This is a genomic window from Brevundimonas sp. GW821-FHT12C05, assembly GCF_058807475.1.
Genome location: NZ_JBXAQS010000004.1, coordinates 111054 through 137409 on the forward strand (window position 1 = coordinate 111054; position 26356 = coordinate 137409).

General features: G+C 69.6%; 23 protein-coding genes and 1 tRNA gene. 15 read left to right on the forward strand and 9 right to left on the reverse strand.

Annotated features, from left to right (window positions below; genetic code table 11):
- Positions 1-87 precede the first annotated feature (87 nt).
- The 4 genes from AC1RRF_RS14175 to AC1RRF_RS14190 all read left to right on the forward strand — a co-directional run bounded on the left by AC1RRF_RS14175 (position 88) and on the right by AC1RRF_RS14190 (position 2190).
- Positions 88-576 (forward strand): hypothetical protein, encoded by a 489-nt coding sequence (locus AC1RRF_RS14175; protein ID WP_492835619.1) that lies wholly within the window; start codon positions 88-90, stop codon positions 574-576.
- Entirely contained in the window at positions 576-1037 is a 462-nt protein-coding gene (locus AC1RRF_RS14180) for a hypothetical protein (RefSeq protein WP_492835621.1), read from the forward strand. The genes AC1RRF_RS14175 and AC1RRF_RS14180 overlap by 1 nt, the downstream gene beginning before the upstream one ends.
- Positions 1034-1249 (forward strand): helix-turn-helix transcriptional regulator, encoded by a 216-nt coding sequence (locus AC1RRF_RS14185; RefSeq protein ID WP_492835623.1) that lies wholly within the window; start codon positions 1034-1036, stop codon positions 1247-1249. The genes AC1RRF_RS14180 and AC1RRF_RS14185 overlap by 4 nt, the downstream gene beginning before the upstream one ends.
- A 152-nt stretch (positions 1250-1401) precedes the next feature.
- A complete protein-coding gene (locus tag AC1RRF_RS14190) occupies positions 1402-2190 on the forward strand; it encodes an enoyl-CoA hydratase-related protein (protein ID WP_492835624.1) in 789 nt (262 codons plus the stop codon).
- Here the strand turns inward: AC1RRF_RS14190 and AC1RRF_RS14195 are convergent.
- Both AC1RRF_RS14195 and AC1RRF_RS14200 read right to left on the reverse strand, forming a co-directional pair.
- Complete coding sequence (locus AC1RRF_RS14195; protein ID WP_492835626.1) at positions 2177-3961, reverse strand: M56 family metallopeptidase; 1785 nt, start codon at positions 3959-3961, stop codon at positions 2177-2179. The two genes, AC1RRF_RS14190 and AC1RRF_RS14195, sit on opposite strands and share 14 nt — an antisense overlap.
- Positions 3961-4353, reverse strand: coding sequence for a BlaI/MecI/CopY family transcriptional regulator (locus AC1RRF_RS14200; protein ID WP_492835628.1), 393 nt, complete (start codon positions 4351-4353; stop codon positions 3961-3963). The genes AC1RRF_RS14195 and AC1RRF_RS14200 overlap by 1 nt, the downstream gene beginning before the upstream one ends.
- Before the next feature lie 250 nt (positions 4354-4603).
- On the opposite strand from AC1RRF_RS14200, the gene rpsT reads away from it, so the two are divergent.
- The 6 genes from rpsT (at position 4604) to gyrB (ending at position 12483) form a co-directional block, all read left to right on the forward strand.
- Entirely contained in the window at positions 4604-4873 is a 270-nt protein-coding gene (gene rpsT / locus AC1RRF_RS14205; RefSeq protein WP_291841218.1) for a 30S ribosomal protein S20, read from the forward strand.
- Between the two features lie 448 nt (positions 4874-5321).
- Positions 5322-6779 (forward strand): chromosomal replication initiator protein DnaA, encoded by a 1458-nt coding sequence (gene dnaA / locus AC1RRF_RS14210; RefSeq protein ID WP_492835631.1) that lies wholly within the window; start codon positions 5322-5324, stop codon positions 6777-6779.
- Between the two features lie 167 nt (positions 6780-6946).
- Positions 6947-8065, forward strand: a complete 1119-nt coding sequence (gene dnaN / locus AC1RRF_RS14215; protein ID WP_492835633.1) for a DNA polymerase III subunit beta — start codon at positions 6947-6949, stop codon at positions 8063-8065.
- 32 nt (positions 8066-8097) lie between these two features.
- Positions 8098-8532, forward strand: coding sequence for a hypothetical protein (locus tag AC1RRF_RS14220; protein ID WP_492835635.1), 435 nt, complete (start codon positions 8098-8100; stop codon positions 8530-8532).
- Positions 8511-9653: a DNA replication/repair protein RecF gene (gene recF / locus AC1RRF_RS14225; RefSeq protein WP_492835637.1), complete on the forward strand. Its 1143-nt coding sequence runs from the start codon at positions 8511-8513 to the stop codon at positions 9651-9653. Before AC1RRF_RS14220 ends, recF begins: the two co-directional genes overlap by 22 nt.
- A 391-nt stretch (positions 9654-10044) precedes the next feature.
- Positions 10045-12483: a DNA topoisomerase (ATP-hydrolyzing) subunit B gene (gene gyrB, locus AC1RRF_RS14230; protein WP_492835639.1), complete on the forward strand. Its 2439-nt coding sequence runs from the start codon at positions 10045-10047 to the stop codon at positions 12481-12483.
- A gap of 59 nt (positions 12484-12542) precedes the next feature.
- Here gyrB and AC1RRF_RS14235 read toward each other — a convergent pair whose 3' ends face one another.
- Positions 12543-12974: a surface-adhesin E family protein gene (locus AC1RRF_RS14235; RefSeq protein ID WP_492835641.1), complete on the reverse strand. Its 432-nt coding sequence runs from the start codon at positions 12972-12974 to the stop codon at positions 12543-12545.
- A 71-nt stretch (positions 12975-13045) separates the two neighbouring features.
- Positions 13046-14209 carry a DNA cytosine methyltransferase gene (locus AC1RRF_RS14240; protein WP_492835643.1) on the reverse strand — a complete coding sequence of 388 codons (1164 nt, stop codon included), beginning with the start codon at positions 14207-14209 and terminating at the stop codon, positions 13046-13048.
- Between the two features lie 162 nt (positions 14210-14371).
- On the opposite strand from AC1RRF_RS14240, the gene AC1RRF_RS14245 reads away from it, so the two are divergent.
- Positions 14372-15457 carry a helix-turn-helix domain-containing protein gene (locus AC1RRF_RS14245; RefSeq protein WP_492835645.1) on the forward strand — a complete coding sequence of 362 codons (1086 nt, stop codon included), beginning with the start codon at positions 14372-14374 and terminating at the stop codon, positions 15455-15457.
- Here the strand turns inward: AC1RRF_RS14245 and AC1RRF_RS14250 are convergent.
- On the reverse strand, positions 15443-16093 hold the full coding sequence (locus AC1RRF_RS14250; protein WP_492835647.1) for a helix-turn-helix transcriptional regulator: 651 nt from the start codon (positions 16091-16093) through the stop codon (positions 15443-15445). The two genes, AC1RRF_RS14245 and AC1RRF_RS14250, sit on opposite strands and share 15 nt — an antisense overlap.
- A gap of 416 nt (positions 16094-16509) precedes the next feature.
- Here AC1RRF_RS14250 and AC1RRF_RS14255 point away from each other — a divergent pair, with 416 nt between their 5' ends.
- Entirely contained in the window at positions 16510-17136 is a 627-nt protein-coding gene (locus tag AC1RRF_RS14255) for a glutathione S-transferase family protein (protein WP_492835649.1), read from the forward strand.
- Positions 17137-17272: 136 nt separating this feature from the next.
- Here the strand turns inward: AC1RRF_RS14255 and AC1RRF_RS14260 are convergent.
- Positions 17273-17349: transfer RNA gene (locus AC1RRF_RS14260), tRNA-Arg, on the reverse strand.
- 183 nt (positions 17350-17532) lie between these two features.
- On the opposite strand from AC1RRF_RS14260, the gene AC1RRF_RS14265 reads away from it, so the two are divergent.
- Positions 17533-19308 (forward strand): gamma-glutamyltransferase family protein, encoded by a 1776-nt coding sequence (locus tag AC1RRF_RS14265; RefSeq protein WP_492835651.1) that lies wholly within the window; start codon positions 17533-17535, stop codon positions 19306-19308.
- Positions 19309-19366: 58 nt separating this feature from the next.
- On the opposite strand, the gene AC1RRF_RS14270 is transcribed toward AC1RRF_RS14265, so the two are convergent.
- Together AC1RRF_RS14270 and AC1RRF_RS14275 are read right to left on the reverse strand one after the other, a co-directional pair.
- Positions 19367-20239, reverse strand: a complete 873-nt coding sequence (locus tag AC1RRF_RS14270) for a lipid A-modifier LpxR family protein (protein WP_492835653.1) — start codon at positions 20237-20239, stop codon at positions 19367-19369.
- Positions 20240-20449: 210 nt separating this feature from the next.
- Positions 20450-22333 carry a ribonucleoside-diphosphate reductase subunit alpha gene (locus AC1RRF_RS14275; protein ID WP_492835655.1) on the reverse strand — a complete coding sequence of 628 codons (1884 nt, stop codon included), beginning with the start codon at positions 22331-22333 and terminating at the stop codon, positions 20450-20452.
- Positions 22334-22602: 269 nt separating this feature from the next.
- On the opposite strand from AC1RRF_RS14275, the gene AC1RRF_RS14280 reads away from it, so the two are divergent.
- Positions 22603-23340: a phosphatase PAP2 family protein gene (locus AC1RRF_RS14280; RefSeq protein ID WP_492835657.1), complete on the forward strand. Its 738-nt coding sequence runs from the start codon at positions 22603-22605 to the stop codon at positions 23338-23340.
- 119 nt (positions 23341-23459) lie between these two features.
- Entirely contained in the window at positions 23460-25613 is a 2154-nt protein-coding gene (locus AC1RRF_RS14285) for a response regulator (protein WP_492835659.1), read from the forward strand.
- Position 25614: 1 nt separating this feature from the next.
- On the opposite strand, the gene AC1RRF_RS14290 is transcribed toward AC1RRF_RS14285, so the two are convergent.
- Positions 25615-26250, reverse strand: coding sequence for a glutathione S-transferase family protein (locus tag AC1RRF_RS14290; protein WP_492835661.1), 636 nt, complete (start codon positions 26248-26250; stop codon positions 25615-25617).
- Positions 26251-26356: the final 106 nt, after the last annotated feature.

The following is a 26356-nucleotide window of genomic DNA, read 5'->3' on the forward strand; positions in this document are numbered from 1 at the left end:
CAAACTGGACTTGATGTAAAAAATATTGGACATCATGTCGATGTCATGCGACATCGTCCTCGCCGCCCGTCGCGGCGAGGAGAGCCCATGTCGTTTCGAGAGAAGCATCTGTGGATCAGCATCGTCGCCACACTGGGCGTCTGGGGCTTCTACTACTGGCGTCTGATCCAGCGGATCATGGACGGCGCCCTGGGGCGGCCGGGCCTCGCCGCGGATATGGGCGGCCTGTTCGTCGCCTGCCTGGTCATCGTCGTGGTCATCGAGATCGCCCTCACCGCCGTCGCGACCTGGACCACCCGCAAGGCCGAGCGCGAGGCGAAGGACGAGCGTGAAATCCTCGCCGCGCTCAAGGCCAGCCACGTCGCCCTGATGGTCCTGATCACCCTGGTGGTCCTGCTGTCCTGCGCGGCCTGGTTCGTCAGCTGGCTCCAGCCCGCCTTCGGCGCCGAGCGCGGCTTCGACATCACCCAGGGCAATGCCTGGGTCGTTCTGGCCAACATCCTACTGGCCGGCGTCATCGTGGCGGAGATGATCCGCGCCGGCCTTACCCTCACACTGTTGCGGAGACTGCGCTGATGTCGTTTCGGGAAAAAGCGGCCTGGATCAGCCTGGGCGCCGGCGTCCTCATCTGGGGATTCTACTTCTTCACGGTCTGGAGCCGGCTGGCCGACGCGCCGGGCGAATGGCCGGTGGCCCTGTTCGTGGAATGCCTCATCGCCAACCTTCTGGTTCAGGGGGTCCTGATGGGGCTGGCGGCTTGGCTGACGCCGCCTGCGGGCCGGGTTCTTTCGGATGAGCGCGAGATCCAGATCGACGGGCGGGCGACGACCGCCGGCTACGCCGTCCTGACCCTCCTGGTGCTGGGCGTGGCCCTGGCCGCCCCCGTCTTCCTCGGGCTCGATATCGGCGGCCTGTCGTGGGCGCCTCGTGGTGACGCGACCCTGATGATGGCCCAGGGGCTGATCCTGGCGATCGTCCTGGCCGAGGCGGTGAAGTCCGTGGTCGTCGTCATCCTCCATCGCCGGACCGCCGCGTGAAGGGGCCGCCGCCGATCCGGAACCGCATCCGCGAACTGCGCTTCCACGCCGGAGAGATGACCCAGGCCGCCCTGGCCGAAAAGATCGGCATGACCCGCCAGACCATCGTCGCCATGGAGCAGGGCAAATACTCGCCCAGCCTCGAAGCCGCCTTCCGCATCGCCGCCGTCTTCGGCGTGGAGATCACCGAGGTGTTCCAGTGGGAGGGGTGAGGCATGAAGCGTGGCGAGTGGCGAGTAGCGAGTGGTGAGGGTGTAGGTTTCCGGTCGTCCCCAGCCTCAGGCTTGTGCGTAGCCGCCCCGACCCATTAATCACTCGCCACTCGCCACTCGCCACTCGCCACTCGCCGCTCCGGGAGCTCCCCATGGCCGACGCCTACGCCAACATCCTCATCGAGCGTCACGCCGACGGCTATGCGGTGGTCACCCTGAACCGGCCCGAGGCGCTGAACGCCCTGAACTCGGCCCTGTTCAAGGACCTCGCCGGCTTCCTCGACAGCGTCGAGCACGACGACAGCGTCCGCTGCCTGATCCTGACCGGTTCGGGCGACAAGGCCTTCGCCGCCGGCGCCGACATCAAGGAGATGGCGGACCAGTCCTACGCCCAGATGTACACGGGCAACTATTTCGCCCTCGGCCACGACCGCATCACCCGCTTCCGCAAGCCGATCATCGCCGCGGTCAACGGCTTCGCCCTGGGCGGCGGCTGCGAGCTGGCCATGTTGTGCGACTTCATCGTCGCGTCCGAGAAGGCCAAGTTCGGCCAGCCCGAGATCAATCTCGGCGTCGCTCCCGGCATCGGCGGCTCCCAGCGCCTGACCCGCCTGGTCGGCAAGTCCAAGGCGATGGACATGGTCCTGACCGCCCGCATGATGGACGCCGCCGAGGCCGAGCGCGCCGGTCTGGCCTCCCGCGTCTTCCCGCACGAGACCCTGCTGGACGAGGCCCGCAAGATCGCCGCCAGGATCGCCTCGCAAAGCCCGCTGGCCGTCATGGCCAACAAGGAGATGGTCAACGCCGCGCTGGAGACGACCCTGACCCAGGGCGTCCAGTTCGAACGCCGCCTGTTCCACTCCCTCTTCGCCTTCGAGGACCAGAAGGAAGGCATGGCGGCCTTCGTCGAGAAGCGGAAGCCGAACTTTACGGGACGCTGACGTCCGGCGCCTGTCGCTCGGTGAAGACCACTGTCGGCCTCAGATTCCGCGCGGTCCCCTGCGAACCCGGGGCCAGCCGGATCAGCGCGGGCACGGATGAGCGGCGGATCGCGCCGTCCGGGCCATGGACGTCGGCGACCAGCCGATAGGTGCGGACGCCTTCGCCGATGCCCGGGAACTCCGCGCGCGTCAGCGGAATACGCACGCCGTCCGATGAGCCGGTCGCCACGGTCTCGGCGATCACCCCGAAGCCGTCCCCGATCAGGGCCACGCGAAGCTGTTCATCCGACGCCAGTGTCGACGCGATCCCCTCAATCTCGACCGGCATCAAGGTCACTACCGGGCTGGCCGCCGCGACTGGGCTGGGGCGGGCGTCGCACGGGAAGGCTTCGGCCATCGCCCGCTCGGCATAGCCGTAGGCGCCCTCGTCGAAGCGCGGCGCCAGTCGGCGCATGACCCGCCGTCCGCCCTCGACATAGGCGGCCAGCGCCGCGCCCCGATCCGCGCCGGACGTCGTCGCCTCGGCGGACGGGCAGACTCCGGCCTTGTCGATCTGGGCGAACATGACGCCCGCGCAGAAGCCGTCATCAAGCGGATCGGTCGAGGCGCAGACCTGGCGATAGCCTTGCGCCGACAGGCCGCGATAGCGGGCCTGCTGGTCGGGCGACAGCGGGCGGGCCGTTCGCGGGGGCTGGGCGGCGCTCTCCTGCTTCGGCGCGATGTTCAGGCCGGCGTCGGTCCGGTCGATACGCGCGACGAGGCGGACCTCGGCTTCCCGCTGTCCGGCCAGGGCGGCGGTCGTGGTGCCGGTTGCGGCCAGCAGGACGATCCCGGCGGCGGCGGTGATCAGTCGCGCGCGGCGGCCGGCGGGCGCGGCGGGGGTCAGGACGGCTTTCAGGCGATGCATGGCGGTGGTCCTTCCGGCGCCGGTGAAAGTGAGGGCGGGCGTCTGCGGACCGGCGCGGTTCCGCAGGGCCTCGATCAGGGTCTGGGCGTAGGCCCGGCGCGCCTCCGGCCCGGCGTTGGCCAGGGCGATGGCGTCGCAGGCCTCTTCCCGGGCGGCGGCCCGGCGGAGGCGCAGCAGGGGCATCAGGGGATTGGCCGCCAGCACCGCCAGCACCAGTTCCTCGACCCACAGGGCGCGGTGGTCGCCCCGCTTCAGATGGGCCAGTTCATGCGCGATCACGGCGCGGGCCACGCCGGCGTCGTCTGCGGTGAAGCTCCGGGGCAGCACCAGCCGCGCCGGGCGCAGGCCGGCCAACAGGGCTTCGGGCGCGGCCGCGCTGATCACCACCGGGGGCGGGGCGATCCCCAGCCTGCGGGCCGCGTCGCGGACCGTCTCCATCGTTCCGGCGTCCGGCGTCTCGCCCGCGCGGATCAGAAGGGACAGCCGCCGCGCGCGCCGCATCAGGGCCGCGATCCGCAGAACGGCCAGCAGGACCGCCATGGCGATCACGACGGCGGCGATCAGGGTTCCGTCGAGTTCCGGCCCGGACAGCGGCGCCGGCGCGGCCGCCACGGCGGTCGGGGCTGCGACGGTGATCGCCGCCGTCGGCGCGATCATCACCTCGCGCACGGGCGCCGGCGTGATCAGCAGAAGCGCCGTCGCGACCGGAGGCAGGACGGGCAGCAGCAGGGCCGCGCCCCACGCCCTGTCCCTCAGGCCGGGATCGGCGCTCAGCCGTTCGATGATCGTCCCGCCCGCCAGGCCCAGCGCCGCCACGGCGACGGACAGGCCCAGCGACAGGGCCAGAAGCTCGGGCGCGCCCACTATTGCGTCTCCCCGTCGGTCTTGCGGGCGTCGTCCGCCAGCGCCTGCTCCAGCGCGGCGATGTCGTCGGCGTCCAGAAGCTGGCTGCCCGAGAAGGCCGCGGCGGGCAGCGGGCCGTCGATCTCCAGCAGGGCGGACAGCCGCTTCATCATCCCGCTGATCACGGCCACCTTCGGCTGGGTCGCCTCATAGACGGCGACGCCGTGCACCTCGCGCCGCGCCAGCAGGCCCTTGGCCCGCATCCGCTCCAGCACCGTGCGGGTGGTCGATGAGGTCCAGCCCAGTCCATCGGCGATGCGCGTCTGGACTTCCCGCGAGCTCAGGGCCCCGTCGCGCCAGAAGGCCTTCAACACATCCAGTTCGGCGTCCGTGGGTACGGTCGGTTCGGTCATGGCGGCCTCGTGGTTACGTTGGTCGCCATAGCGCTACAATTGTAACCAACAGACGTCAACTGTCGCCTTTGCAGGCGCCGGTCCCTCCTGTATGGAGCCGGGGCCTGCCCGGCGGCCCGACAGGTCTCTCGCAGAACGAGTCAGACTCCCGCTTGCCGGGCGAGGCCCTTTCCGCTATAGCCGCGCGCTCTTGAGATTTCCGCGCCGTGGACGTGTGCTCCGCGGCGTTTTCCGTTCGAAGGTTTGACTGATGGCCAACAACCCCGGCGCCAAGAAAGCGATCCGTAAGATCGCCGCTCGCACCGAAGTGAACAAGGCGCGCCGCACGCGCGTCCGCACCTTCCTGCGCAAGTTCCAGGAAGCCGTCACCGGTGGCGACGCCACCGCCGCCAAGGGCGCCTTCGTGGAGGCTCAATCGGAGCTGATGCGCGCCGTCTCCAAGGGCGTGGTTCACAAGAACACGGGCTCGCGCAAGGTGTCGCGTCTGGCCGCCCAACTGAAGAAGATGTCGGCCGCCTGATTTTTCGGGCTCCGGACGGCCTTTCATAGGCCTGTCATGGTAAATAGCAGCGAATTCAACGGCGAGGGCGCACACGCTCCCTCGCCGTTTGCACGTGTCGCGGTAACCGCTGTCACGCGAATTCGCGCTCGCGTCTGTGGCGAAATCAGGATTTCCCAAGGCCGCGACGCGCTTTAGCGGAGTCAACAATTTTAACTGCATTTTGAGTCGCGAATCAGCGTTGACCCACCCTTCGCCGAGCGTAAGTTCAAGGGGCTGACGCACTTCCATCCCCACACGGATGAAGACGGCGCGGAACCCCGTTTCGCTCCGGCGTGAGCCGTCTGATCGAGAGAACGACCCCAATCCGGGCGGCGGTTGCGCCGCACCGGGCAGGAGAAGTCGTCCCTGCGCCAGCCGGCTCTGAAGGGTGTCACGGTGATGGATTTTTGCGGCGGGTGGCTGACCGATGATGGGGAGCGCGAGGATGGCGGGGATGACGGATCCGGATCATATCTGGACCGAGGCAGCCGGTCGGCTGCGCGGCGAGATCGGCGAGGGGGCGTTCAGTTCCTACATCGCGCCGTCGGCTGTGCGCGTGGACGGCGCTGGCCAGCTGATCCTCGTCACGCCGACCGCCTATGCCCGTGACTGGGTGCGCAAGAACGCCCTGCGCCGCATGAACGAGCTGTGGCTGGGCCTGGACGGCCTGAGCCGCCGCCTCGACGTGCGCTGCCGCGCCGAGATGGGGTCGGTCGCCCCGGCCTCGCAGGTCGCCGCCGGCCGCGCCGCCTCGGCGATCTCGGGCAATGTGGTGGCCATGCCCCACGCCTCCATGCCCCTGGCCACGGTCGCCCCGGTCGCCGACGGCGCCCGCGCCGTGCGCGCCGCCGGCCTGCAGGACCGCCTGACCTTCGACAGCTTCGTGGAAGGGCAGGGCAACGCCTTCGCCCTGGCCATCGCCCGCCAGGCCGCCGCCTGGGCCGACGGCCACTTCAACCCGATCTTCTTCTGCGGCCCCTACGGCTACGGCAAGACCCACCTGCTGAACGCTGTCGCCTGGGAGGCCCAGCGCCTGCGCCCGGACGCCAAGGTCGTCTACCTGACCGCCGAGCGCTTCCTGTCGACCTTCGTGCGCGCCATGCAGGACCGCTCGACCGCGGCCTTCAAGGACAGCCTGCGCAGCGCCGACATGCTGCTGATCGACGACGTCCAGTTCGTCGGCGGCAAGACCTCGACCCAGGAAGAGCTGCTCTCGACGCTCACCGCCCTGATCGAGGACGGCAAGCGCATCATCCTGTCGGCCGACAAGCCGCCGATGGCCCTGACCGAGATCGAGCCACGCCTGCGCAGCCACCTCGCCTCGGGCCTGACCTGCCCGGTCGAGCCCGCCGACCGCACGCTCAAGCTGGCCGTGGCCCGCAACCGTATCGAGGCCCTGGCCAGGCTCGGCGTCGTCTCGGGCGAGGTCCGCCCCGACGTGCTGGAGCACCTGGTCGACCGCACCCCCGGCTCGATGCGCGAGCTGGAAGGCGCGGTGAACACCCTGGCCGCCGTCGCCGCCACCCGCCTGTCGGCCCTGACCGTGGACGAGGCCCAGAGCCTGCTCGGCTCGGCCCTGCGCGGCGGCCCCGAGCGCCGCATCACCGTCGACGAGATCCAGAAGACCGTCGCCGAGCATTTCACCCTCAAGCAGGCCGACCTGCTGTCGGAGCGCCGCACGCGTTCCGTCGCGCGGCCGCGCCAGATCGCCATGTGGCTGTGCAAGCAGCACACGACCCGGTCCTATCCGGACATCGGTCGCCGGTTCGGCGGGCGCGACCACACCACGGTCCTGCACGGCGTGCGCAAGATCGAGGAACTGATCGCCCAGGACGAGCAGATCGCCCGCGACGTCGAGGCCCTGACCCGCAAGCTCAGGGGATAGGGATTAGGGACTGGGGATTAGGGTTTTCCACAGTGGCTGGGGCGTCTTCCCTAGCCCCTAACCCCTAACCCCTCGCCCCTTCCTTGCTCCGCCCCGCCAATCCGCTAGTGTCCAAGGCCCTCTATTCGCGGTGACGCTTTGAGTCGCCGCACCCCGGGCGAGACGACATGCAGCTGACCATCGAACGATCCGCGCTCCTGAAGGCCCTCGGCCACGTCCAGAGCGTCGTCGAGCGCCGCAACACCATTCCGATCCTGTCCAACGTCCTGCTCAGCGCGGGCCGGGACAAGCTGGCCTTCGCGGCCACGGACCTGGACATGGAGATGGTCGATGAGGCCGAGGCGACGGTGAACGTCGAAGGCCAGATCACCGCCCCGGCCCACACCCTGTACGAAATCGTCCGCAAGCTGCCGGACGGCGCCGAGGTGTCCCTGTCCTATTCCGGCGACGACCCCCGTCTGGTGGTCCAGGCCGGCCGGTCCAAATTCAACCTGCCGGTCCTGCCGGCCGGCGACTTCCCGGTCATGTCGACCGAGACCTCGGGCTCGCGCTACGCCCTGTCCAAGGAAGACCTGGCCCGGCTGATCGACAAGACCCGCTTCGCCGTCTCGACCGAAGAGACCCGCTACTATCTGAACGGCCTGTATCTCCACACCGTGGCCGAGGGCGGCATTCCGCTGCTGCGCGCCGTGGCCACCGACGGCCACCGCCTGGCCCTGGCCGAGACCCCGGCCCCCGAGGGCGCCGCCGGCGGTCCGGGCGTCATCGTCCCGCGCAAGACCATCGACCAGGTCCGTCGCCTGCTCGACGACGGCTCGGGCATGGTCGAGGTCCAGGTCAGCCCGCAGAAGATCCGCTTCGAGTTCGGCCAGGCCTCCCTGACCTCCAAGGTCATCGACGGCGCCTTCCCCGACTACATGCGCGTCATCCCCAAGGGCAACGACAAGCAGGCCGACATCGACAACGCCGTCTTCGCCTCGGCCGTCGACCGCGTCGCCACCATCTCGGCCGAGAAGAGCCGCTCGGTGAAGCTGGCCTTCGAGCTGGACCGCGTCACCCTGACCGTGCGCAACATGGAAGCCGGCCAGGGCGTCGAGGAGGTCGAGATCGGCTACTCCGAAGAGCCCTTCGAGATCGGCTTCAACGCCCGCTACCTGCTGGACGTCGCCGGCCAGATCACCGGCGAGACCGCCCACTTCAAATTCGCCGACCCGGCCTCGCCGACGCTGGTGCTCGATCCGGGCGATCCGGGCGTCCAGTATGTGCTGATGCCGCTGCGGGTGTGACCGCACGGCCTGGCGGGTCGCGAGCGCACCATGTGATCCTGAGTTCACGATGGGAATACGGACTCGGGGCGGCGTTCGCCCTGCCGATATCCATTGCGGCGGCCGTCTATCCGCGAAGCTGGCTCGGCTTCTTGATATTCATGCTGTGCAGCTGCGTGACCGCGGTTTGCGTCTTTCGAGCGGTTCGGCCCAAGCGTCTCGAACTCACTCGTGATGGCCTGAGGTACTCGCGGCTCGTCGGCTCTTCCCTCTTCGTGGAATGGCGCGATGTGGACCGCTTCCATGTCATATCGAGCCGTTATGGATATGTGATCAGTTTCATCGGACGGCGTGTAGAGGCTTCAACCGAGACCTTCCCGGCGTCGTGGCGTATTTCCTGGCGCTCGGGCAATCTCGGTGGTGGCTGGCGCGGATCCCCGTTTCGTTTGGTCGACCTTCTTGAGGAATGGCGGGTCTTCTACTCGTGATCACCTCCCTCACCCTCACCGACTTCCGCTCCTATGCGAGCGCGACCCTGCCCATCGCGGCGGGGGCGGTGGTGCTGCATGGGCCGAACGGGGCGGGCAAGACCAACCTGCTTGAGGCGCTCAGCCTGTTCACCCCCGGCAAGGGCCTGCGCGGAGCCTCCGCGCCCGAGATGGGCCGCCGCGAGCCGGGGGAGGCGACCGGCCGCGCCTGGGCCGTCGCCGCCGTCCTCACCGGCGACGGGGACGAGACGAAGCTGGGCACCGGCGTGCAGGCGCCCGGCGCCGCCCGCCGCATCGTCCGCATCGACGGCGAGACGGCCCAGCCCGGCCGCCTGCTGGACTACCTGCGTCCCGTCTGGGCCACGCCCGAGCAGGACAGGCTGTTCTCCGACGCCCGGGCCGAACGGCTGAAATTCTTCGACCGGCTGGTCTTCGCCGCCAATCCCGATCACGCCGCCGCCGTTTCCGGCTATGAGAAGGCCCTGCGCGAGCGGCTGCGCCTGCTGACCGACGGCGCGGAAGGGCGGCCCGCCGATCCCTTGTGGCTCGATGCGCTGGAGATCCGGCTGGGCGAGGCCGGGGCCGCCGCCGCCATGGCTCGCGCCGCCGCCCTGACCACGCTCCAGGCCGCCATCGACACGCGCGGCGACCGCCTCTTCCCCCAGGCCGATCTCGGCCTCACCGGCGAGGCTGAGGCCCTGGCCGCCTCGGGCGCCGACGCCGACGCCATCGCCGCCTCCATCCGCGACGGCATGGCCCGCTCCCGCCCACGCGACGCCGCCGCCGGACGCTCCCTGTTCGGCCCGCACCGCTCCGACCTGACCGCCCTGCACCGCGAGAAGAACCGCCCCGCCGCCGAGGGCTCCTCGGGCGAGCAGAAGGCGCTGGTCCTCAACCTGATCCTGGCCCAGATCACCCGCCTGTCGGGTCAGGCCGCCGCCCCCGTCCTGCTCCTGGACGAGGCTCCGGCCCACCTCGACACGGCTCGCCGCGCCGCCCTGTTCGACGAGATCGAGGCGCTGGGCCTGCAGGCCTTCATGACCGGTACCGAGGCCGATCTGTTCGCCCCGCTTCAGGGGCGCGCCCAGTTCGTGCGGGTGGCGGACGGCGGCTTCGCCTGATCATCCTCCGGGAATAGGCGGCGGTTGATCCTGAGCGCGCACATCCGTGCCGCACAAGCTTCTGTTCTTTAACCGAAAATGTTCCGTTCACTGACCAGAGCCCGCCTTGGGAAGAGGCGCGGCTAGACTCCGGGCATCGCGTCCTTCGGAGATATCGTAGTTTATGTTTTGGCCGACTTTGGAAACGCGTTCTCACGTCCCGAACGCCCGGCGATCCGATGCGCCGGCGCGGGGTCCCGGCGCCGGTCCGAAGGGGGCGCATCCGCCCACCGGAAACGCCCTTAAAACCTCGCATTCCCGTGGAAATTTCCTATATTCTGACTGCTTCGGCGCGGATCGGATTCGCGCCGCCTTCCGGGCCCTTCGCCGGGCCGCTTTACCGACCGATTGAATGACCGATCAGACCCCCGACGACGCTGTCGCCCCGGCCGAATACGGCGCTGACTCCATCAAGGTTCTCAAGGGCCTGGACGCCGTGCGCAAACGCCCCGGCATGTATATCGGCGACACCGACGACGGCTCCGGCCTGCACCACATGGTCTATGAGGTGGTCGACAACGCCATCGACGAGGCCCTGGCCGGCCACGCCGACCTGGTCGAGGTGATCCTGAACGCCGACGGCTCGGTCACCGTCACCGACAACGGCCGCGGCATCCCCACCGCCATCCACGCCGAGGAAGGCGTCTCGGCGGCCGAGGTCATCATGACCCAGCTGCACGCGGGCGGTAAGTTCGACCAGAACTCCTACAAGGTCTCGGGCGGTCTGCACGGCGTCGGCGTCTCGGTCGTCAACGCCCTGTCCGACTGGCTCAAGCTGGTCATCTTCCGCGAAGGCAAGCGGCACGAGATGCGCTTCGAGCGCGGCGACACCGCCGAGAGCCTGAAGGTCACCGGCGACGCCCCGATCCGCACCGAGGGCGCCAAGGCCGGGGAGCTTCTGACCGGCACCCAGGTCACCTTCTTCCCGTCGCTGACCACCTTCTCGCACATCGACTTCGACCTGAAGACGCTGGAGCACCGCCTGCGCGAGCTGGCCTTCCTGAACTCGGGCGTCGTCATCAAGCTGCGCGACGACCGCCATGCCGAGAAGTTCGAGGAAATCCTGCACTACGAGGGCGGCGTCGAGGCCTTCGTGCGCCACCTGGACAAGTCCAAGTCGCCCATCCTCAAGGACGTCATCGTCATCCGCGGCAAGAAGGAGGGGATCGAGCTCGACCTCGCCCTCTGGTGGAACGACAGCTACCACGAGACCATGCTGTGCTTCACCAACAACATCCCCCAGCGGGATGGGGGCACCCACCTGTCGGCCTTCCGCGCGGCCCTGACCCGCGTCATGGGCGGCTATATCGAGGCCGCCGGCGCGGCCAAGAAGGAGAAGGTCTCGGTCTCGGGCGAGGACGCCCGCGAAGGCCTGACCTGCGTCCTCTCGGTCAAGGTGCCGGATCCCAAATTCAGCTCCCAGACCAAGGACAAGCTGGTCTCGTCCGAAGTCCGCCCGGCCGTCGAGGGCCTGTGCCAGGAAGGCCTGGCCACCTGGTTCGAGGAACACCCGGTCGAGGCCAAGCTGGTCGTCGGCAAGATCATCGAGGCCGCCGCCGCCCGTGAGGCCGCCCGCAAGGCGCGCGACCTGACCCGCCGCAAGACCGCGATGGAGATCAGCTCCCTGCCCGGCAAGCTGGCCGACTGTCAGGAACGCGATCCGGCCAAGTCCGAACTGTTCATCGTCGAGGGCGACTCCGCCGGCGGCTCGGCCAAACAGGCCCGCAACCGCGAGAACCAGGCCGTCCTGCCCCTGCGCGGCAAGATCCTGAACGTCGAGCGCGCGCGCTTCGACCGCATGCTGTCGTCGGAACTGATCGGCACCCTGATCCTGGCGCTGGGCACCGGCATCGGCCGCGACGACTTCAACGCCGACAAGCTGCGCTACCACAAGATCATCCTGATGGCGGACGCCGACGTCGACGGCGCCCACATCCGCACCCTGCTGCTGACCTTCTTCTACCGGCAGATGCCCGAGCTGATCGAGCGCGGGCACGTCTACATCGCCCAGCCGCCGCTCTACAAAGTCTCCAAGGGCAAGCAGTCGCGCTACCTCAAGGACCAGACGGAGATGGACTCCTACCTCATCGAGGAAGGCTCCTCCGACGCCGAGCTGGACCTGCCCTCGGGCGAGCGCCGCACCGGCCTGGACCTGCAGGCGCTGGTGCGCGAGGCCAAGGCCTTCAAGGCCGGGGTCGATCGTCTGAGCCAGCGCGCGCCGACCTTCGCCATCGAACAGTCGGCCCTGGCCGGCCTGTTCGCGGAAGCCGGCGGAGATCCGGTCAAGGCCGCCGCCCGCCTGAACCTCTATGCCGAGGAGGGCGACGGTCCGTGGACCGGCGGTCCGGGCGCCCAGGGGGCCGTGGCCTTCGAACGCGTCCGCCGCGCCGTCACCGAGCGCATCGTGCTGGAAGAGGCCCTGATCCGCTCGCTGGACGCCCGCCGCCTGGCCGAGCGCGCCACGGCGTTCGAAGGGCTGTTCGACAAGCCCGCCGTCTACCGCCGCAAGGAAAAGTCCACGACCATCCGCGGTCCGCTCGACCTGCTCGAGGCCGTTCTGGACGCGGGCAAGAAGGGCATCGCCATCCAGCGCTACAAGGGCCTGGGCGAGATGAACCCCGAGCAGCTGTGGGAGACGACGCTGGACGTCAACGCCCGCACCCTGCTGCAGGTCAACGTCGCGCACGAGGAAGAGGCCTCCGACCTCTTCGCCAAGCTGATGGGCGACGTGGTCGAGCCGCGCCGCGAGTTCATCCAGGAAAACGCGCTGGACGCCGCCGTCGACGCGTAACGAAACCGGCCTCGATGGACATCGTCCATCGAGGCTCGGATTTCGCTTCACTCAGATGACTAGGGCCGCCCGGCTTCGATGAAGGCCCGGATCGTCGGGAAGGAGCCCGAGCTCGACCGCGAGCCGTCGCAGGCGATCTGCTTCAGGAAGTCGGGGTTGGTGTTGGGCCGCAGCGGCTCCCAGGCGGCGCCTTCCTCGGGATAGTCCTCGTGGGTTCCGTCGGCCTCGTACTCGCTGGCCCCGGCGGTCCGCCATTTCCCGCCGGCGCAATCGAACTGATAGGTCTCTTGCGAGTGGCTCAGATCGCCTGGCGGCGAGGTCATCGGCACCGAGGCCGAGCGGATCGTGGTGATCCCGTCGACGGCGACGATGCTGTCCACGTCCGTCAGATAGGCGCGCACCGCGGTCCGCGAATAGGGTTGCCAGTTTTCCGCCAGGACGGGCGTCGCCGTCGTGGCCAAGGCGACCGCGGCAATCAGCATGAATTTCATTGGATGACCTCCCCAGATCTCATTGTGCGCCATGATGCGCCAGACGTTGCGTTTGGCAAGCGGGGGCGAGCTCAGGCCGCCTCGAGCGCCGCGCCGTTCGCGCGGATCAGCGGCTCGAACAGCCAGCGGGCCAGGTGACGCACCACGGGCGCGGCCACCCCGTCGCCGGTCAGCTTGCAGGCGGCGCTGTACGAACCGGGCAGGCGATAGGCGTCCGGCAGGCCCATCAGTCGGGCGGTCTCCCGCGCCGTCATCAACCGTGAGCGCACCCGCCCCGCCTCGATCACCAGCAGGGTCTGGCGGCTGGAGCCGCCGCCCGGCGTGCGCAGGCAGCCGGCCATGTCGAAGCGCACCTCGGCCCGCTGCAGCCTGCGGCCCTCGGCGTCGCGCCGGGTGCGTCGGTACAGGGCGCCGACCTGGCGCCCGCCCGCCGCCCGCGCGGCTTCGACCTTGGCCCGGTTGAGCGGCGACATCAGGCTCAGCAGCCGCGCCGTCTGCGCCTCGGAATGCCAGTTCAGGTGAGCGCCGTCCGTCTCGGTCACGGCGGCCAGGCCGGCCACCGGTTCGGTCGGCTCGGGCAGCCGCCACCACAGCATCCGCCGGCGCAGGTCGTCGGGCAGCCGTTCGACCGCCCGCCGCAGATTGGCCGGGTGGAAGGGCGCTTCCGGTCCGCCGGCCAGCAGGGCCGGGTCGATGGCCACGTCGCCGCGCACCCCGATCACGAACAGACGGGGCCGCGACTGGGGCACGAAGCGGTCGGCGTTGATCACCAGGGCCCCGACGGCGTAGCCCGCCTCGTCCCAGGTCCGGCACAGGATCTCGAAGTCCCGCCCGCCGCGCGAGGTCAGGGCGCCGCAGACGTTCTCGATGGCCACGATCCTCGGCCCCCGACCCTCTCGCGCCAATCCCCGGGCCAGGTCCCAGAAGGCGTGAAAGGTCCCCGAACGCGCCCCGCCCAGCCCGGCCCCCGCGCCCGCCAGCGACAGGTCCTGGCAGGGGAAGGAGCCCCACATCAGGTCGGCCTGCCCCGGCAGGTCGGCGGGCGTCACCGCGCCGATGTCCCCGACCGCCAGCTCCTCGCCGCCCCAGTTGGCGCGATAGGCGACGGCCTTCTGCGGGTCGATGTCGTTGGCGAAGGTGCAGCGCCAGCGCTCGCCCAATCCGGCGCGGAGCATCCCGCCGCCGGCGAAGAACTCATAGGCCTCGAAGGCGGCGGAGCGGGGCGATTCGATCATTCGGCGCACAGTCTGCGACCTCGGCGGCGCCGGGTCCACCGGAGGCCGTGTCCGCTGCGAACTCACCGGTCGCCGAACCGGGTCTCCGAACGCGCCTGAAAGGCGAAGTGCGTTGATCCGACACCGGAAATGTGGCTTTCTCGGCGGGCTCTGGAGTCTCCTGTGCCGGTCGACGATCGCTCCCGCCCCGTCTCGTATTCGTGGGACGTCACGACGCAGTCCGACCCGGATGCGTTCGACGGCTATCACCAGAGCATGCGCGACATCTACGATGTCGAGGGCGTCGATCCTGACGCCCGCGCCGGCTTCGTCAGCCGCACCATGGGCTCGGTCTTCGACAACGGCAGTATCGCGCGCGGCTATTCGGTGCCCCAGACCCTGCGCCGCACCGCGGGCACGGTGCGCTCGTCCGGGCTGGACGCCATCAACATCTTCGTCCTGTTCGCGCCGCTGGTCGGCGACGCCGACGGCGCCGACATCCGCTCCTCGGCCGGGTCGATCCATTTCCGCGATCTCTCGCGGCCGTCGGTATCGCGCGCGGAGGCCATCGATCTGGTCACCCTGATGATCCCTCGCATCGCCGCGCCCCTGTGGATGCGCGACGGCGGGATTCACGGGTTGGCGATCTCACCCGACAACCCGATGGGCAAGCTTCTGGCCAGTCATCTGTGCCTGCTGGCCGATACGGCCTCGAGCCTGCGCCACGACGAGGGGGCGGCCGCCGTCGAGGCCGCCCTGCTCATCGCCGAGCGCGCCGTGGGCCGTCACAGCGTCGCCACGCCCGAGCAACTGTCCGCCATCCACGCCACGGTCCGCCATCGGGCGACCCGCTGCATGCGCCAGCGGCTGCTGGACCCTCAGTTGACCGTTCAGGACATCGCCGTCGCGGCGGGGGTGTCGCGCACGACCCTGTTCCGCGCTTTCGCCCCGGGCGGTCTGCGCCGTTACATGCTGGACATGAGGCTGGACCTTGCCCGCGCGGCGCTCGGCGGTCGGGATCCGCGCCGCCAGACAGTGGCCGAGGTCGCCTATCGCCATGGCTTCGCCAGCGCGGCCCATTTCGCCCGCCTGTACCGCGAACGGTTCGGCCATGCGCCGGGCGAGATGGCGGCGCGCCGGCTCGAGACCCGGGCTCTCGCCGAGGGCCCGCGCTGCGCCTTCCGGCACGACATGGTGGTCAACTGGCTGCGTGGCCGCTCTCTCGGCGCGCGGGCGAACCTCGCCCCGCAGGTGCTACGCTCCGCCTGATCCGTCGGCCTCGCGCCGGGCTCCGGGCGAAGAGCCGAAGGCCTTGCGAAAGGCGCGGCTGAAGTGGGAATCACTGGCGAAGCCGCAGGCCTGGGCCACCTCGCTCACGGTCGGGCGCGGTCCGGTCCGCCGCATCAGCAGGTCGCGGGCATGCTCAAGCCGCCTTTGCCGGATGTAGGCCTTCACCCCGCCGACGGATTGAAACGCCCGGTACAGGCTTGAGCGCGACAGGCCCAGGGCGTGCGTCAGGCTGCCGGCGTCCAGGTCCGGGTCCAGCAACCGGTCCTCGATCAGCCGCGCGGCGGCCAGCATTTCCGGATCGCCCGCCATTCCCGCCGGGGCGGCCGGCTCCGGAGGGCGCTCCAGCGCGGTTCGCGCCAGCATCAGGATGGAGTCCACTACCGCGGAGGCGTCGTCGGCGCGCGCGCTCCCGGCCAGCCCGGCCAGCTCCTCCACGAGGTTGATGATCAGGGTGGTGAAGGCCGAGGGCGTGACCGGGCGCAGGAGCTTCAGGTCCGCCAACCACTTCGGCGCGGAGGCGCGGTCCGTGGCGAGGACCAGCCGCGCGTCGATGTCCGTCGCGGCCGCCAGCGGGCCCAGCCCAAGCCGCGCCCCATCGCCGTGTCCGTCGATCATCAGGCCGACGCGGTCTTCCGATCGCGTTTCCGACGCGGAGAGAGCCTCGGGATCCAGGAAGACCCAGGCTCCGGAGACCGATCCGGAGTCGGCCGATGTCGTGGAAGCGCCCCGATACGCGCTCATCCTGTTCCCGCCCCCCGTGCCGGCGTGGTCGTGGAAGGGGCCCCGCCGACACCGACGGCGGACCATGCCGGACGCCGCGTAGTCCTCGCAAGTCCCTATCCTGAAAGAGGAAAGCGGAGCGTCGACGATGGAACGCCGGGACAAGAGATTGGGACGAACGGGCATGACGAGCGGCCGGGGGATGGACCGCCGCCAGGACGTCCTCAGATCATTGGCTGAAAACGGCTGCTGCTGCCAAACCGCTGTCAGCAGGCTCAGGGTCTGTTGGCGCACACCTTTGGAGCCGACCCATGTCCGACCTCATCTTCTACACCAACCCCATGTCGCGCGGCCGCATCACCCGCTGGATGCTCGAGGAGGTCGGCCAACCCTATGAGGCCAGGATCCTGCGCTGGGAGACCGGCGAGCTGAAGGGCCCCGACTATCTGGCCGTCAATCCGATGGGCAAGGTGCCGGCCATCGTCCACGACGGGGTGGTCGTCACCGAATGCGCCGCCATCTGCGCCTATCTGGCCGACGCCTTCCCCGAGGCGGGCCTGGCTCCGCCCGTGCACAGCCCGCTGCGCGGCCCCTATTATCGCTGGCTGTTCTTCGGGGCCGGTCCGATCGAACAGGCCGCGGGCGCCAAGGTGGTCCATCTGGAACCGACGGCCCAACAGCAGGTCTCGCTCGGCTTCGGCTGTATGGAGCACGTCCTGGCGGCGATCGAGCGCGCGGTCGAGAACCGCTCCTATGTCGTCGGCGACAGCTTCACCGCAGCCGACCTCTATCTCGCCTCCCACCTGTCCTGGGGGATGACCTTCGGGACGATCGACAAGCGCCCGGCCTTCGAGGCCTATGTCGAGCCCCATCTCCAGCGCCCCGCCGCCCGGCGCGCCGACGAGATCGACAACGCGCTCATCGCCGCCGCCGCGTAGCTCGGGTCCCGAGTCCCGGCGGACGCCGCCGGGACGTCTTCAAGTCACAGGCAATCGCGCCGGTGAAGGCGGGGCCGGGATCGTCATGTCTGGAAGGGATGGCTTCGGCCCGGATCACGGATCCAGAAGAAGCGAATGGCGCACCCGAAGAGATTCGAACTCCTGACCCCCAGATTCGTAGTCTGGTGCTCTATCCAGCTGAGCTACGGGTGCGCACGGCCGCTAACGGCGAGGGCGGGTCTCTACCCCACGTATGCCGGGGGGGCAAGACCCGGATCGACTGTTTTCCGGGACGATTTCACGGCGGGCGCGTCAGGGGTTTCGTTCGGGGCGTTGAAGCGGCAGGGTGCCGCTCCGATTTAAGGCGTCTCCCCGCCGCCTCAGCCCGAGTTCTCCATGCCGTATCGTCCGATCCGTCCCTTCCGTGCGTTGGCGGCGACCGCCGTCATTCTCGGGATGGCGCTGTCGGGCTGTACGGGCGGACCCCTTCCCGCCGCCTCGGCGCCGGCGCCCGCGTCCGTGGCGGCGGTCCAGGCTCCCGTCGCCCCGCAGGCGAAGGGCCCGTTCGTCGCCGCCGCCAATCCGCTGGCGGTCGAGGCGGGCACGCGGGTCCTGAACGCGGGCGGCTCGGCGGTCGACGCCGCCGTGGCCGTGCAGGCGGTGCTGGGTCTGGTCGAGCCCCAGTCGTCCGGCCTGGGCGGCGGCGCCTTCATGATGGTGTTCGACGCCGCCACGGGCGAGGTGACCAGCTACGACGGCCGCGAGACCGCCCCCGCCGCGGCCACGCCCGAACTGTTCTACGAGAACGGCCAGCCGCTCGACTTCCTGTCGGCCGTGCTCAGCGGTCGCTCGACCGGCGCGCCCGGCGCGGTCGCCATGCTGGCCATGGCCCAGAAGGAACACGGCCGCCTGCCGTGGAGCGCCCTGTTCGGCGACGCCGAACGCCTGGCCCGCGACGGCTTCACGGTCAGCCCGCGCCTCGCCGGCATGATCGCCCTGACGCGAGGGCAGGCCCGCACCCGTTGGGCCGACGCCTATTTCACCAAGGCGGACGGCTCCCGCTACGCCGCCGGCGATACGCTGAAGAACCCCGAGTACGCCCGCACCGTCGCCGATCTGGCGGCGCAGGGACCGGAGGTCTTCTACCGAGGCCGTATCGCGCAGGAGATCGCCGCCACGGTGGCGCAATCGCCCCGCCCGGGCGCCCTGACCGCCGCCGACATCGCCGCCTACACGCCGATCGAGCGCGGGGCCCTGTGCCGCCCCTACCGCATCTATGTGGTCTGCGTGCCGCCGCCGCCGTCCTCGGGCGTGGCGGTGCTGCAGCTGCTGGCCATGGCCGAGCGCACGCCGGACATCGACGCCGGCCCCGACAGCGTCGCCGCCTGGACCGCCTTCGCCCAGCTGCAGCGGCTGATGTACGCCGACCGCGACCGCTACGTCGGCGACCCGGCCTTCGTCGGCGTGCCGGTCCAGGGCCTGCTGGACCCGGCCTACGTCGCCTCGCGCGCGGCCCTGGCCCCCGGCCTGACCGGCGCCGCCGAACCGGGCACGCCTCCGGGCGGGGCGCTGACCGGGCCGGACGCCACGCACGAACCCGCGGGCACCAGCCACATGGTCATCGTCGACGCGGCCGGAAACGCGGTCAGCATGACCACCACGGTCGAAAGCGTCTTCGGCTCCGGCCGGATGGCGGCGGGCTTCTTCCTCAACAACCAGCTGACGGACTTCTCCTTCTCGCCCGCCCGCGCCGACGGCGGCCCCGCGGCGAACGCGGTGGCGGCGGGCAAGCGGCCGCGCTCGTCGATGTCGCCCATCATCGTGCTGGACCGGCAGGGGCGGTTGGTCGGCGCCTTCGGCTCGCCCGGCGGTCCCTCGATCCTGGCCTACAACACCAAGGCCCTGATCGCGGTCCTGGACTGGAACATGCCGGTCGCGGAGGCCTTCGCCCTGCCCAATCTAGTGGCGCGCGGCGACGGCTTCGGCGCCGACACGGACCGCTTCAGTCCGGCGCTGCGGGATGGCCTGAACGCCGGCGGGATAACCTTGCGTCCCAACGCCAGCGAGAACTCCGGCCTGCACGGCGGCCTCTGGCGTCAACGGACGGATGGCCGGTGGGCCTGGGACGGCGCGGCGGACGACCGGCGCGAAGGCGTCGCGAGGACGCAGTAGGGACGAGGGTCGGGGAAGAGGGGGCTTCCTCGCCCCTGGACCCTCGACCCCTAAGCCCTCACTCGGGCTTGATGCTCAGCTGGAACGCGATCAGTCCCTCGGACACGTCGGTGTCCACGCCCGGGCCGGCGCGCAGGCCTTCGACCCCGATCTCGCGATAGACCAGGCCGACCGAGCTCTGCACCGCTCCCCGGCGCATGGCCACGCCGATGGAAGCGTCGCCCATGAAGTTGCCGCTGTCGTGGCTGACGCCGGAGCGGGTGTAGTCGCCGTCGCGGGTGCGGGCGAAATTATAGCCGACGGCCCGACCCGAACCGGCGGCGTAGATGTACCAGCGCTGGCGCTCGCCGAAGGCCTCCGTCCCCTCCGGCACCATCCGGTCCAGATCCGGCCCGATGCGCAGGGTGGCGCCGGCCTCGGTCGAACCGCCGCGGCTGCCGACGCCCACGCCGATATGCGGCGTCAGGGTGACGTCGAGGCCCGAGCCGGTCTGGCCCAGGGTCTCGGTCCAGCCGCGCACATAGGTCAGGTCATAGTGTTCGGCGTCATAGGCGGCGGGATCCAGCGGTCCCGGAGGCAGGGGCGCGCCGTCCTCGCGGCGGATGCGGCCCTCGGTGCGCAGGCGCAGGCGGTCGTTGTAGGCGCCGCCGTCGAACCAGACGTCCCGGTTGGACGCGGCCCAGGGCGAGGCGCGGTCGCGCGGCGCATAGCCGTTGCGGTCGGCGACGGTGTCGAAGCCGCGCGCGTCCGCCTCGGCGAAGCGTTCCTCGCGGTCCAGCTGGGTCAGAAGATCGGAGACGTTGGTGGGCCGTTCGCGGGCCACGGCCCAGGGGTCTGGAACGGCGACCTGTCCGGACACGGCTTCGCCCGCGACGGCCGGGGCCGCGCAGGAAACAAACACCAGAAGTCCGGCCATGGCCGTAATACGCATCAACGGTCCCCTCAGTCCGTTAACAGCCTCGACCCTGCACGATCCGGGGCGGCCCGCCAACAGACATTTTCACGACACTCTCCTGCCATTTGAACGTCAGCCTTTGGGCGCGGTTCCTCGATCGCCGCCGCGTCCCCGCCCGTTACGGCCAGAAAGAACCCGCCGCGACGAGGCCGGGCGGGTTCCTGTCTCATGGCGATGTCGCGGGCCTTACTGGCAGGCCAGGCACTCGTCGTAGTCGGTGCGGGCCGCCGAGAAGAGGTCCGGCTGGTTCGGATCGACCTCGGCCTCGACCTTGTCTTCCGAACCTGCGAACGAGGCGCGCTGCACCGACTTGGAGCGCAGGTAGTAGAGCGACTTCACGCCGGTCTCCCACGCGCGCCAGTGCAGCATGTGCAGGTCCCACTTATCCACGTCGCCGGGGATGAACAGATTGATCGACTGGGCCTGGCAGATCTCCGGGGCGCGATCGGCCGACAGTTCGACGACCCAGCGCTGGTCCAGTTCGAAGGCGGTCTTGAAGATCCCCTTCTCGTCCTCGTTCAGCTGGTCGAGGTGCTGCACCGAACCTTCGTGTTCGAGGATCGAGTTCCACACCGCCTCGGTGTCGATGCCCTTCTCGCCCAGCAGGCGCTCCAGGTAGGGGTTCTTGACCGCGAACGAGCCCGAGAGGGTCTTGTGGGTGTAGATGTTGGCCGGGATCGGCTCGATGCCGGCCGAGGTGCCGCCGCAGATGATCGAGATCGAGGCGGTCGGGGCGATGGCCAGCTTGTGCGAGAAGCGCTCCATCACGCCGCGCTCGGCGGCGTCCTCGCAGGCGCCCTTCTCCTCAGCCAGCAGGCGGCTGGCCTTGTCGGCTTCGCGGCGCAGGTGCTTGAACAGGCGCATGTTCCACGACTTGGCCATGGCGCTTTCGAAGGCGACGCCCTGGCCCTGCAGGAAGGAGTGGAAGCCCATCAGGCCCAGGCCGACCGAGCGTTCGCGCTTGGCCGAATAGACGGCGGCGGCCATGGCCGGCGGGGCGCGGCGGATGAAGTCTTCCAGCACGTTGTCGAGGAAGCGCATCACGTCCTCGATGAACTTCGGTTCTTCGCGCCATTCCAGGAAGGTCTCGGCGTTGACCGAGGACAGGCAGCAGACCGCGGTGCGGTCGACGCCCAGGTGGTCGCGGCCGGTGTGCAGCATGATCTCGGCGCACAGGTTGGACTGCTTGACCGACAGGCCCAGGTCCTTCTGGTGCTGCGGCATCTGCCGGTTCACCGTGTCCGAGAATATCAGGTAGGGCTCGCCGGTCTGCAGGCGGATCTCGAGGATCTTCTGCCACAGGGCGCGCGCGTCGACCGTCTTCATCACTTCCTTGTTCTTGGGCGACAGCAGGTCGAAGGTCTTGCCGTCGCGAACCGCCTCCATGAAGGCGTCGGTGATCGAGATGCCGTGGTGCAGGTTCAGGGACTTGCGGTTGAAGTCGCCCGAGGGCTTACGGATTTCGAGGAACTCCTCGATCTCCGGGTGGTGGATGTCCAGGTAGACGGCGGCCGAGCCGCGGCGCAGCGAGCCCTGCGAGATCGCCAGCGTCAGCGAGTCCATCACGCGGATGAAGGGGATGATGCCCGAGGTCTGGCCGGCGCCCTTGACCTTCTCGCCGATGGAGCGGACGCCGCCCCAGTAGGTGCCGATGCCGCCGCCGTTCGAGGCCAGGGCCACGTTCTCGTTCCAGACGCTCTGGATGCCGTCCAGGCTGTCGCCGACCGCGTTCAGGAAGCAGGAGATCGGCAGGCCGCGATCCGCGCCGCCGTTCGAGAGCACCGGGGTCGCCGGCATGAACCACAGTTTCGACATGTAGTCGTAGACGCGCTGGGCGTGCTCGGCGTCGTCCGAGAAGGCCGTGGCGACCCGGGCGAACATGTCCTGGTAGCTTTCGCCGGCCAGCAGGTAACGGTCCTCGAGGGTCTTCTTGCCGAAGTCCGTGAGCAGATCATCCCGCGAACGGTCGATCTGGATCGAGGGAACGACCGACAGATGCGGGCGGGCTTCGCCCTCGGCGTCCGCAACCGTCTGGAATTCCATCGTCTTCAACGCTTCGCCGCCAGCCATTTGATCGTCGCCCTGAACAAAAATCTAAGAGGTATCCCCGCGCTCCGAACCACAAGACCTAGTGGCTGAAGCGCTCCCCAAGCCCACATATGGGGCGCAGATGGCTAACCAACCGTCAACGGGCTTGACGATCACTTTCTATCCGAATCGGCTTCAAGGCGGGGGATGAGCCTGTGGACAGGCCGCGACGCGGGCATGACAAGGCGCCGTCGATTTGAATCACGAACGCGTGAGGGGAACGTCCCACAAACGGGACCGTTAGCTTGGCCATGACCGGGGAACAGCAAGTCGTTTTTTGGCGCCGCGCACTGCGCATCGCCCGCACCGAAATCGCCGCCTTGAGCGCGCTTCTGATCATCGCCCTGGGCGTCATGACCTTCATCGAGGTCGCCGACGACATGACCGAGGCGGACGGCCAGATGTTCGACCAGGCGGTGCTGCATTGGCTCCAGCCGGTCGCGGGCCAACCGCGCGGCCCCTGGTGGCTTCAGGAGGCGGCGGCGGACCTGACCTCCCTGGGCGGCATCTCCGTCCTGACCCTGTTCGCGGTGATCGCCTTCAGCTTCCTGCTGATCCAGCGCAAGCGGCTGTCCGCCCTGCTGCTGGTCGTCGGCCTGATCGGCGGCGTGGCCCTGAGCGAAGGCCTCAAGGCCCTGTTCGAGCGCGAACGCCCGCCCATCGCCTATCAGGCGGTCGAGACGCTGAACGCCAGCTTCCCCTCGGGCCACGCCCTGTTGTCGACGGTCTTCTACCTGACGCTGGGGGTCATGCTGACCCGCGCCTTCCCCAGCAAGCGGCTCAAGGCCTTCGTGCTGGGCGCAGGCATCCTGATCGCCCTGCTGATCGGCCTGACCCGCGTCTACCTCGGCGCCCACTGGGCCACCGACGTGCTGGCCGGCTGGTGCGCCGGCGCGGCCTGGGCCATGGCCCTTTGGCTGGTCGCCTATGCGATCGAGCGGCGGCAGGTCGTCCACCATGCGCCGCTGCAGGACGACGAGCCGGGCTGAACCCCGTCCCGTTCGGGGACTCCCGCGTTACGTGAATCTCCTCATCCGCCCTCAGGCCAGTTTGTTTACGGATTGACCTTAACCGTAGTCGCTCGGGTTGGAGCCGGGAGGGCTTCGGATTGAAGGGTCGTTGGCGTCTGTTCAGACATGAGGCGGGCCGGGTCGCAGGCCCGCCGCCCTGGCTCTATGTGCTGCTCTTCGCCCTGTCGCAGTTGATCGGCCACTGGAGCGTCGCGACCTACGGAACCGTCGCGGTCTGGCTGTCCAACGGCGTCATGGTCGCGGCCCTGCTTCAGTTGCACCGTCGCCCCGCGATGCTGGTGCTCACCGCCTGTTTCGCGATCAACCTGCTCTCCAACACCTTCCGGGGCGACCCCGGCGTCTTCCTCTGGATCAATGCGGTCCTGAACCTGGGCGAAGCGGTGCTGGCCGCCCTGATCGCGCGCCGTTACTGCGGTGCCGCGCTGGACATGCGCCGCCCGCGCCGCCTGTTCCGCTTCATGGCCATTTCCGTCACCGCCGTGGCGGCCACCGCCATGGTCGGCTTCAGCCTGGCCTGGGTCCTGCGCCACCCGCCGCTGACGGTCTGGCTGTTCAATCTGCAGTCCTTCTTGATCATGGAGGTGATGGGGCTGCTGCTGGTCACGCCGGTGCTGCTGCTGTTCGCCCGCGCCCATCGCTTCAAGGGCATGGCCCGCGCCTCGGCGCCCGAGGCCATCGCCCTGATGACCGTGATGACGGTCGTCACCGCCGCCGTCTTCCTGCAGAACGACTATCCGCTGCTGTTCCTGACGCTGCTGCCCATGCTGCTGATCGGCCTGCGCCTGTCGCCGACCATGACGGCGACGGCCCTGATCATCCTGTCGGGCATCAGCGGCGCCGCCACCCTGACCGGCTACGGACCCGTGCAGTTGGCCCACCTGCTCGAGATTCCGGGGCTGGAAGCCGTTCCGGACCTGCTGCGCCGGCTGGGCATCTACAACCTCTACATGCTGGCCATGGTGGGCACCGTCCTGCCGCTGTCGACGGTGATGAGCGAGCGCCGTCGGCTGGAGGCGCGCCTGCGCGCCCGCACCCTGTTCGCCCAGGAGGCCCGCCGGCGGGCCGAGGACGCCGCCGCCGCCCGCTCGCGCTTCCTGGCCGTGATGAGCCATGAGATGCGCACGCCGCTGAACGGCGTCGCGGGCTTCGCCGACCTGTTGGCCGCCCGTCCTGACCTCGACCCTGAGGCCGTGCGCCAGATCCGCCAGATCCGCGAATCCAGCGACGGCCTGCTGATGCTGGTCGAGGACATCCTGGATTTCGCCCGCGGCGACGACGCCCTGTCCCTCGAGCCGCTCGACCTGGCCGCCGTGGCGCGCGAGGCCATGACCCCCAGCCGCGCCGCCGCCGATGCGCGCGGCCTGACGCTGACGGTCGACGACCGCCTGCCGATCCGGGCCCGCTTCAACTGTGACCGCCGCGCCCTGCGTCAGGCCATGCACCCGCTGATCGCCAACGCCGTGAAATTCACCGAGACCGGTGAGGTCGCCGTGCGCCTCGATCGCGCCGGCGACGGCGTCATCATCCGCGTCTCCGACACCGGCTGCGGCATCCCGTCCGAGACCATGCCCGACCTGTTCGAAGCCTTCGCCCAGGGCGACGCCTCGATCCGTCGTCGCCACTCCGGCGCCGGCCTGGGTCTGGCGCTCGTGGCCCGGCACGTGGCCCGCCTGGGCGGTCGCATCGAGGTGGACAGTGTTCCCGGCGAGGGCTCGACCTTCACCCTGCACCTGCCGCTGATCCGTCTGGCCGACGCGGCGCCCGAACCGGCGCCGGTGGTCGAACTGCGTCCCGTCCCGGCGGTCGAGGCCGAGGCGGGGATCGAGCGCGCGCCTCGCGTTCTCGTCGTCGACGACCACCCCGTGAACCGCGAGATCGCCCGCATCATGCTGCAGGCCTTCGGCTGCGAGGTGATCGAGGTCTGCGACGGGATCGAGGCGGTCGAGGCCGTTCAGGCCGAGGTCTTCGACCTGGTGCTGATGGATGTGCGCATGCCGCGCATGGACGGGCTGGAGGCCACTCGGCGTATTCGCGATCTGCCCGGCGCCGCGGGAACGCTGGCCGTGGTCGCCATGACCGCCGACGCCATGCCTGAGGATGTGGTTCGCTGTCTCGCCGCCGGCATGAACGCCCACCTCGCCAAGCCGGTGAACCAGGCGGGTCTGTTCGACGCCGTCAACCGCGCCCTGTCCGGCGAGCTGCCGGAAGCCCGGGTCAGCCGGGCGGCCTGATCTACTCGGCCGGGAACCGTTCGGCCCAGAAGGCCTGAAGCTCCGGCAAGGCGTCGACCCGCCGCATCACGGTCGCCATTCCCGGCGCCGCCTCGGCGAACCGGTCACGCCCCGGGGTCCAGCGGCTGGCGGTGGCGACATAGAGGTCAAGCACCGTCAGCTCGTCGCCCAGAAGCCAGCGGCCGGGCTCAAGCTGGCTGTCCATCACGCCCCAGCAGTCCGCGATCCGCTCGGCGGTGCGGGTCCGGATCGCCGCCTGCGCCCCGGGATCGTCGCCGCCCAGCCGGGATGGGACGTCCCGGACCCAGAACATCGAATAGATCGAGGCGGGGATGAAGCTCATCCAGCGCAGGAATTGCGCCCGACGCGGGTCGCCCGGCTCGGGCGCCAGCACCGCCTCCGGGTGCTGTTCAGCCAGCCAGATCAGGATGGCGGCGCTCTCGGTGATCGTCTCCCCGTCTGGCGTGATCAGGGCCGGGATCTGTCGCATCGGATTGACCGGGGCGACCTTGTCGCGCTCCCGGTCGCCCTCCCAGGTGACCGCCTCGATCACCTTGTAGGGCGCGCCGATCAGGGTCAGGGCGGCTTCGACGGGAACCGAGCCCGAGCCGGCGGCGCCGTAGACGGTATAGGTCATCGACTGTCTCCTCAGGTCGGAAACGTGCACCGGGCGGCCGGGCTCCGCACCCAAGTCCTTGGCCGAACGGCATAAGTCCGGCTTGAGACTGTCCCCGGCTCCATCC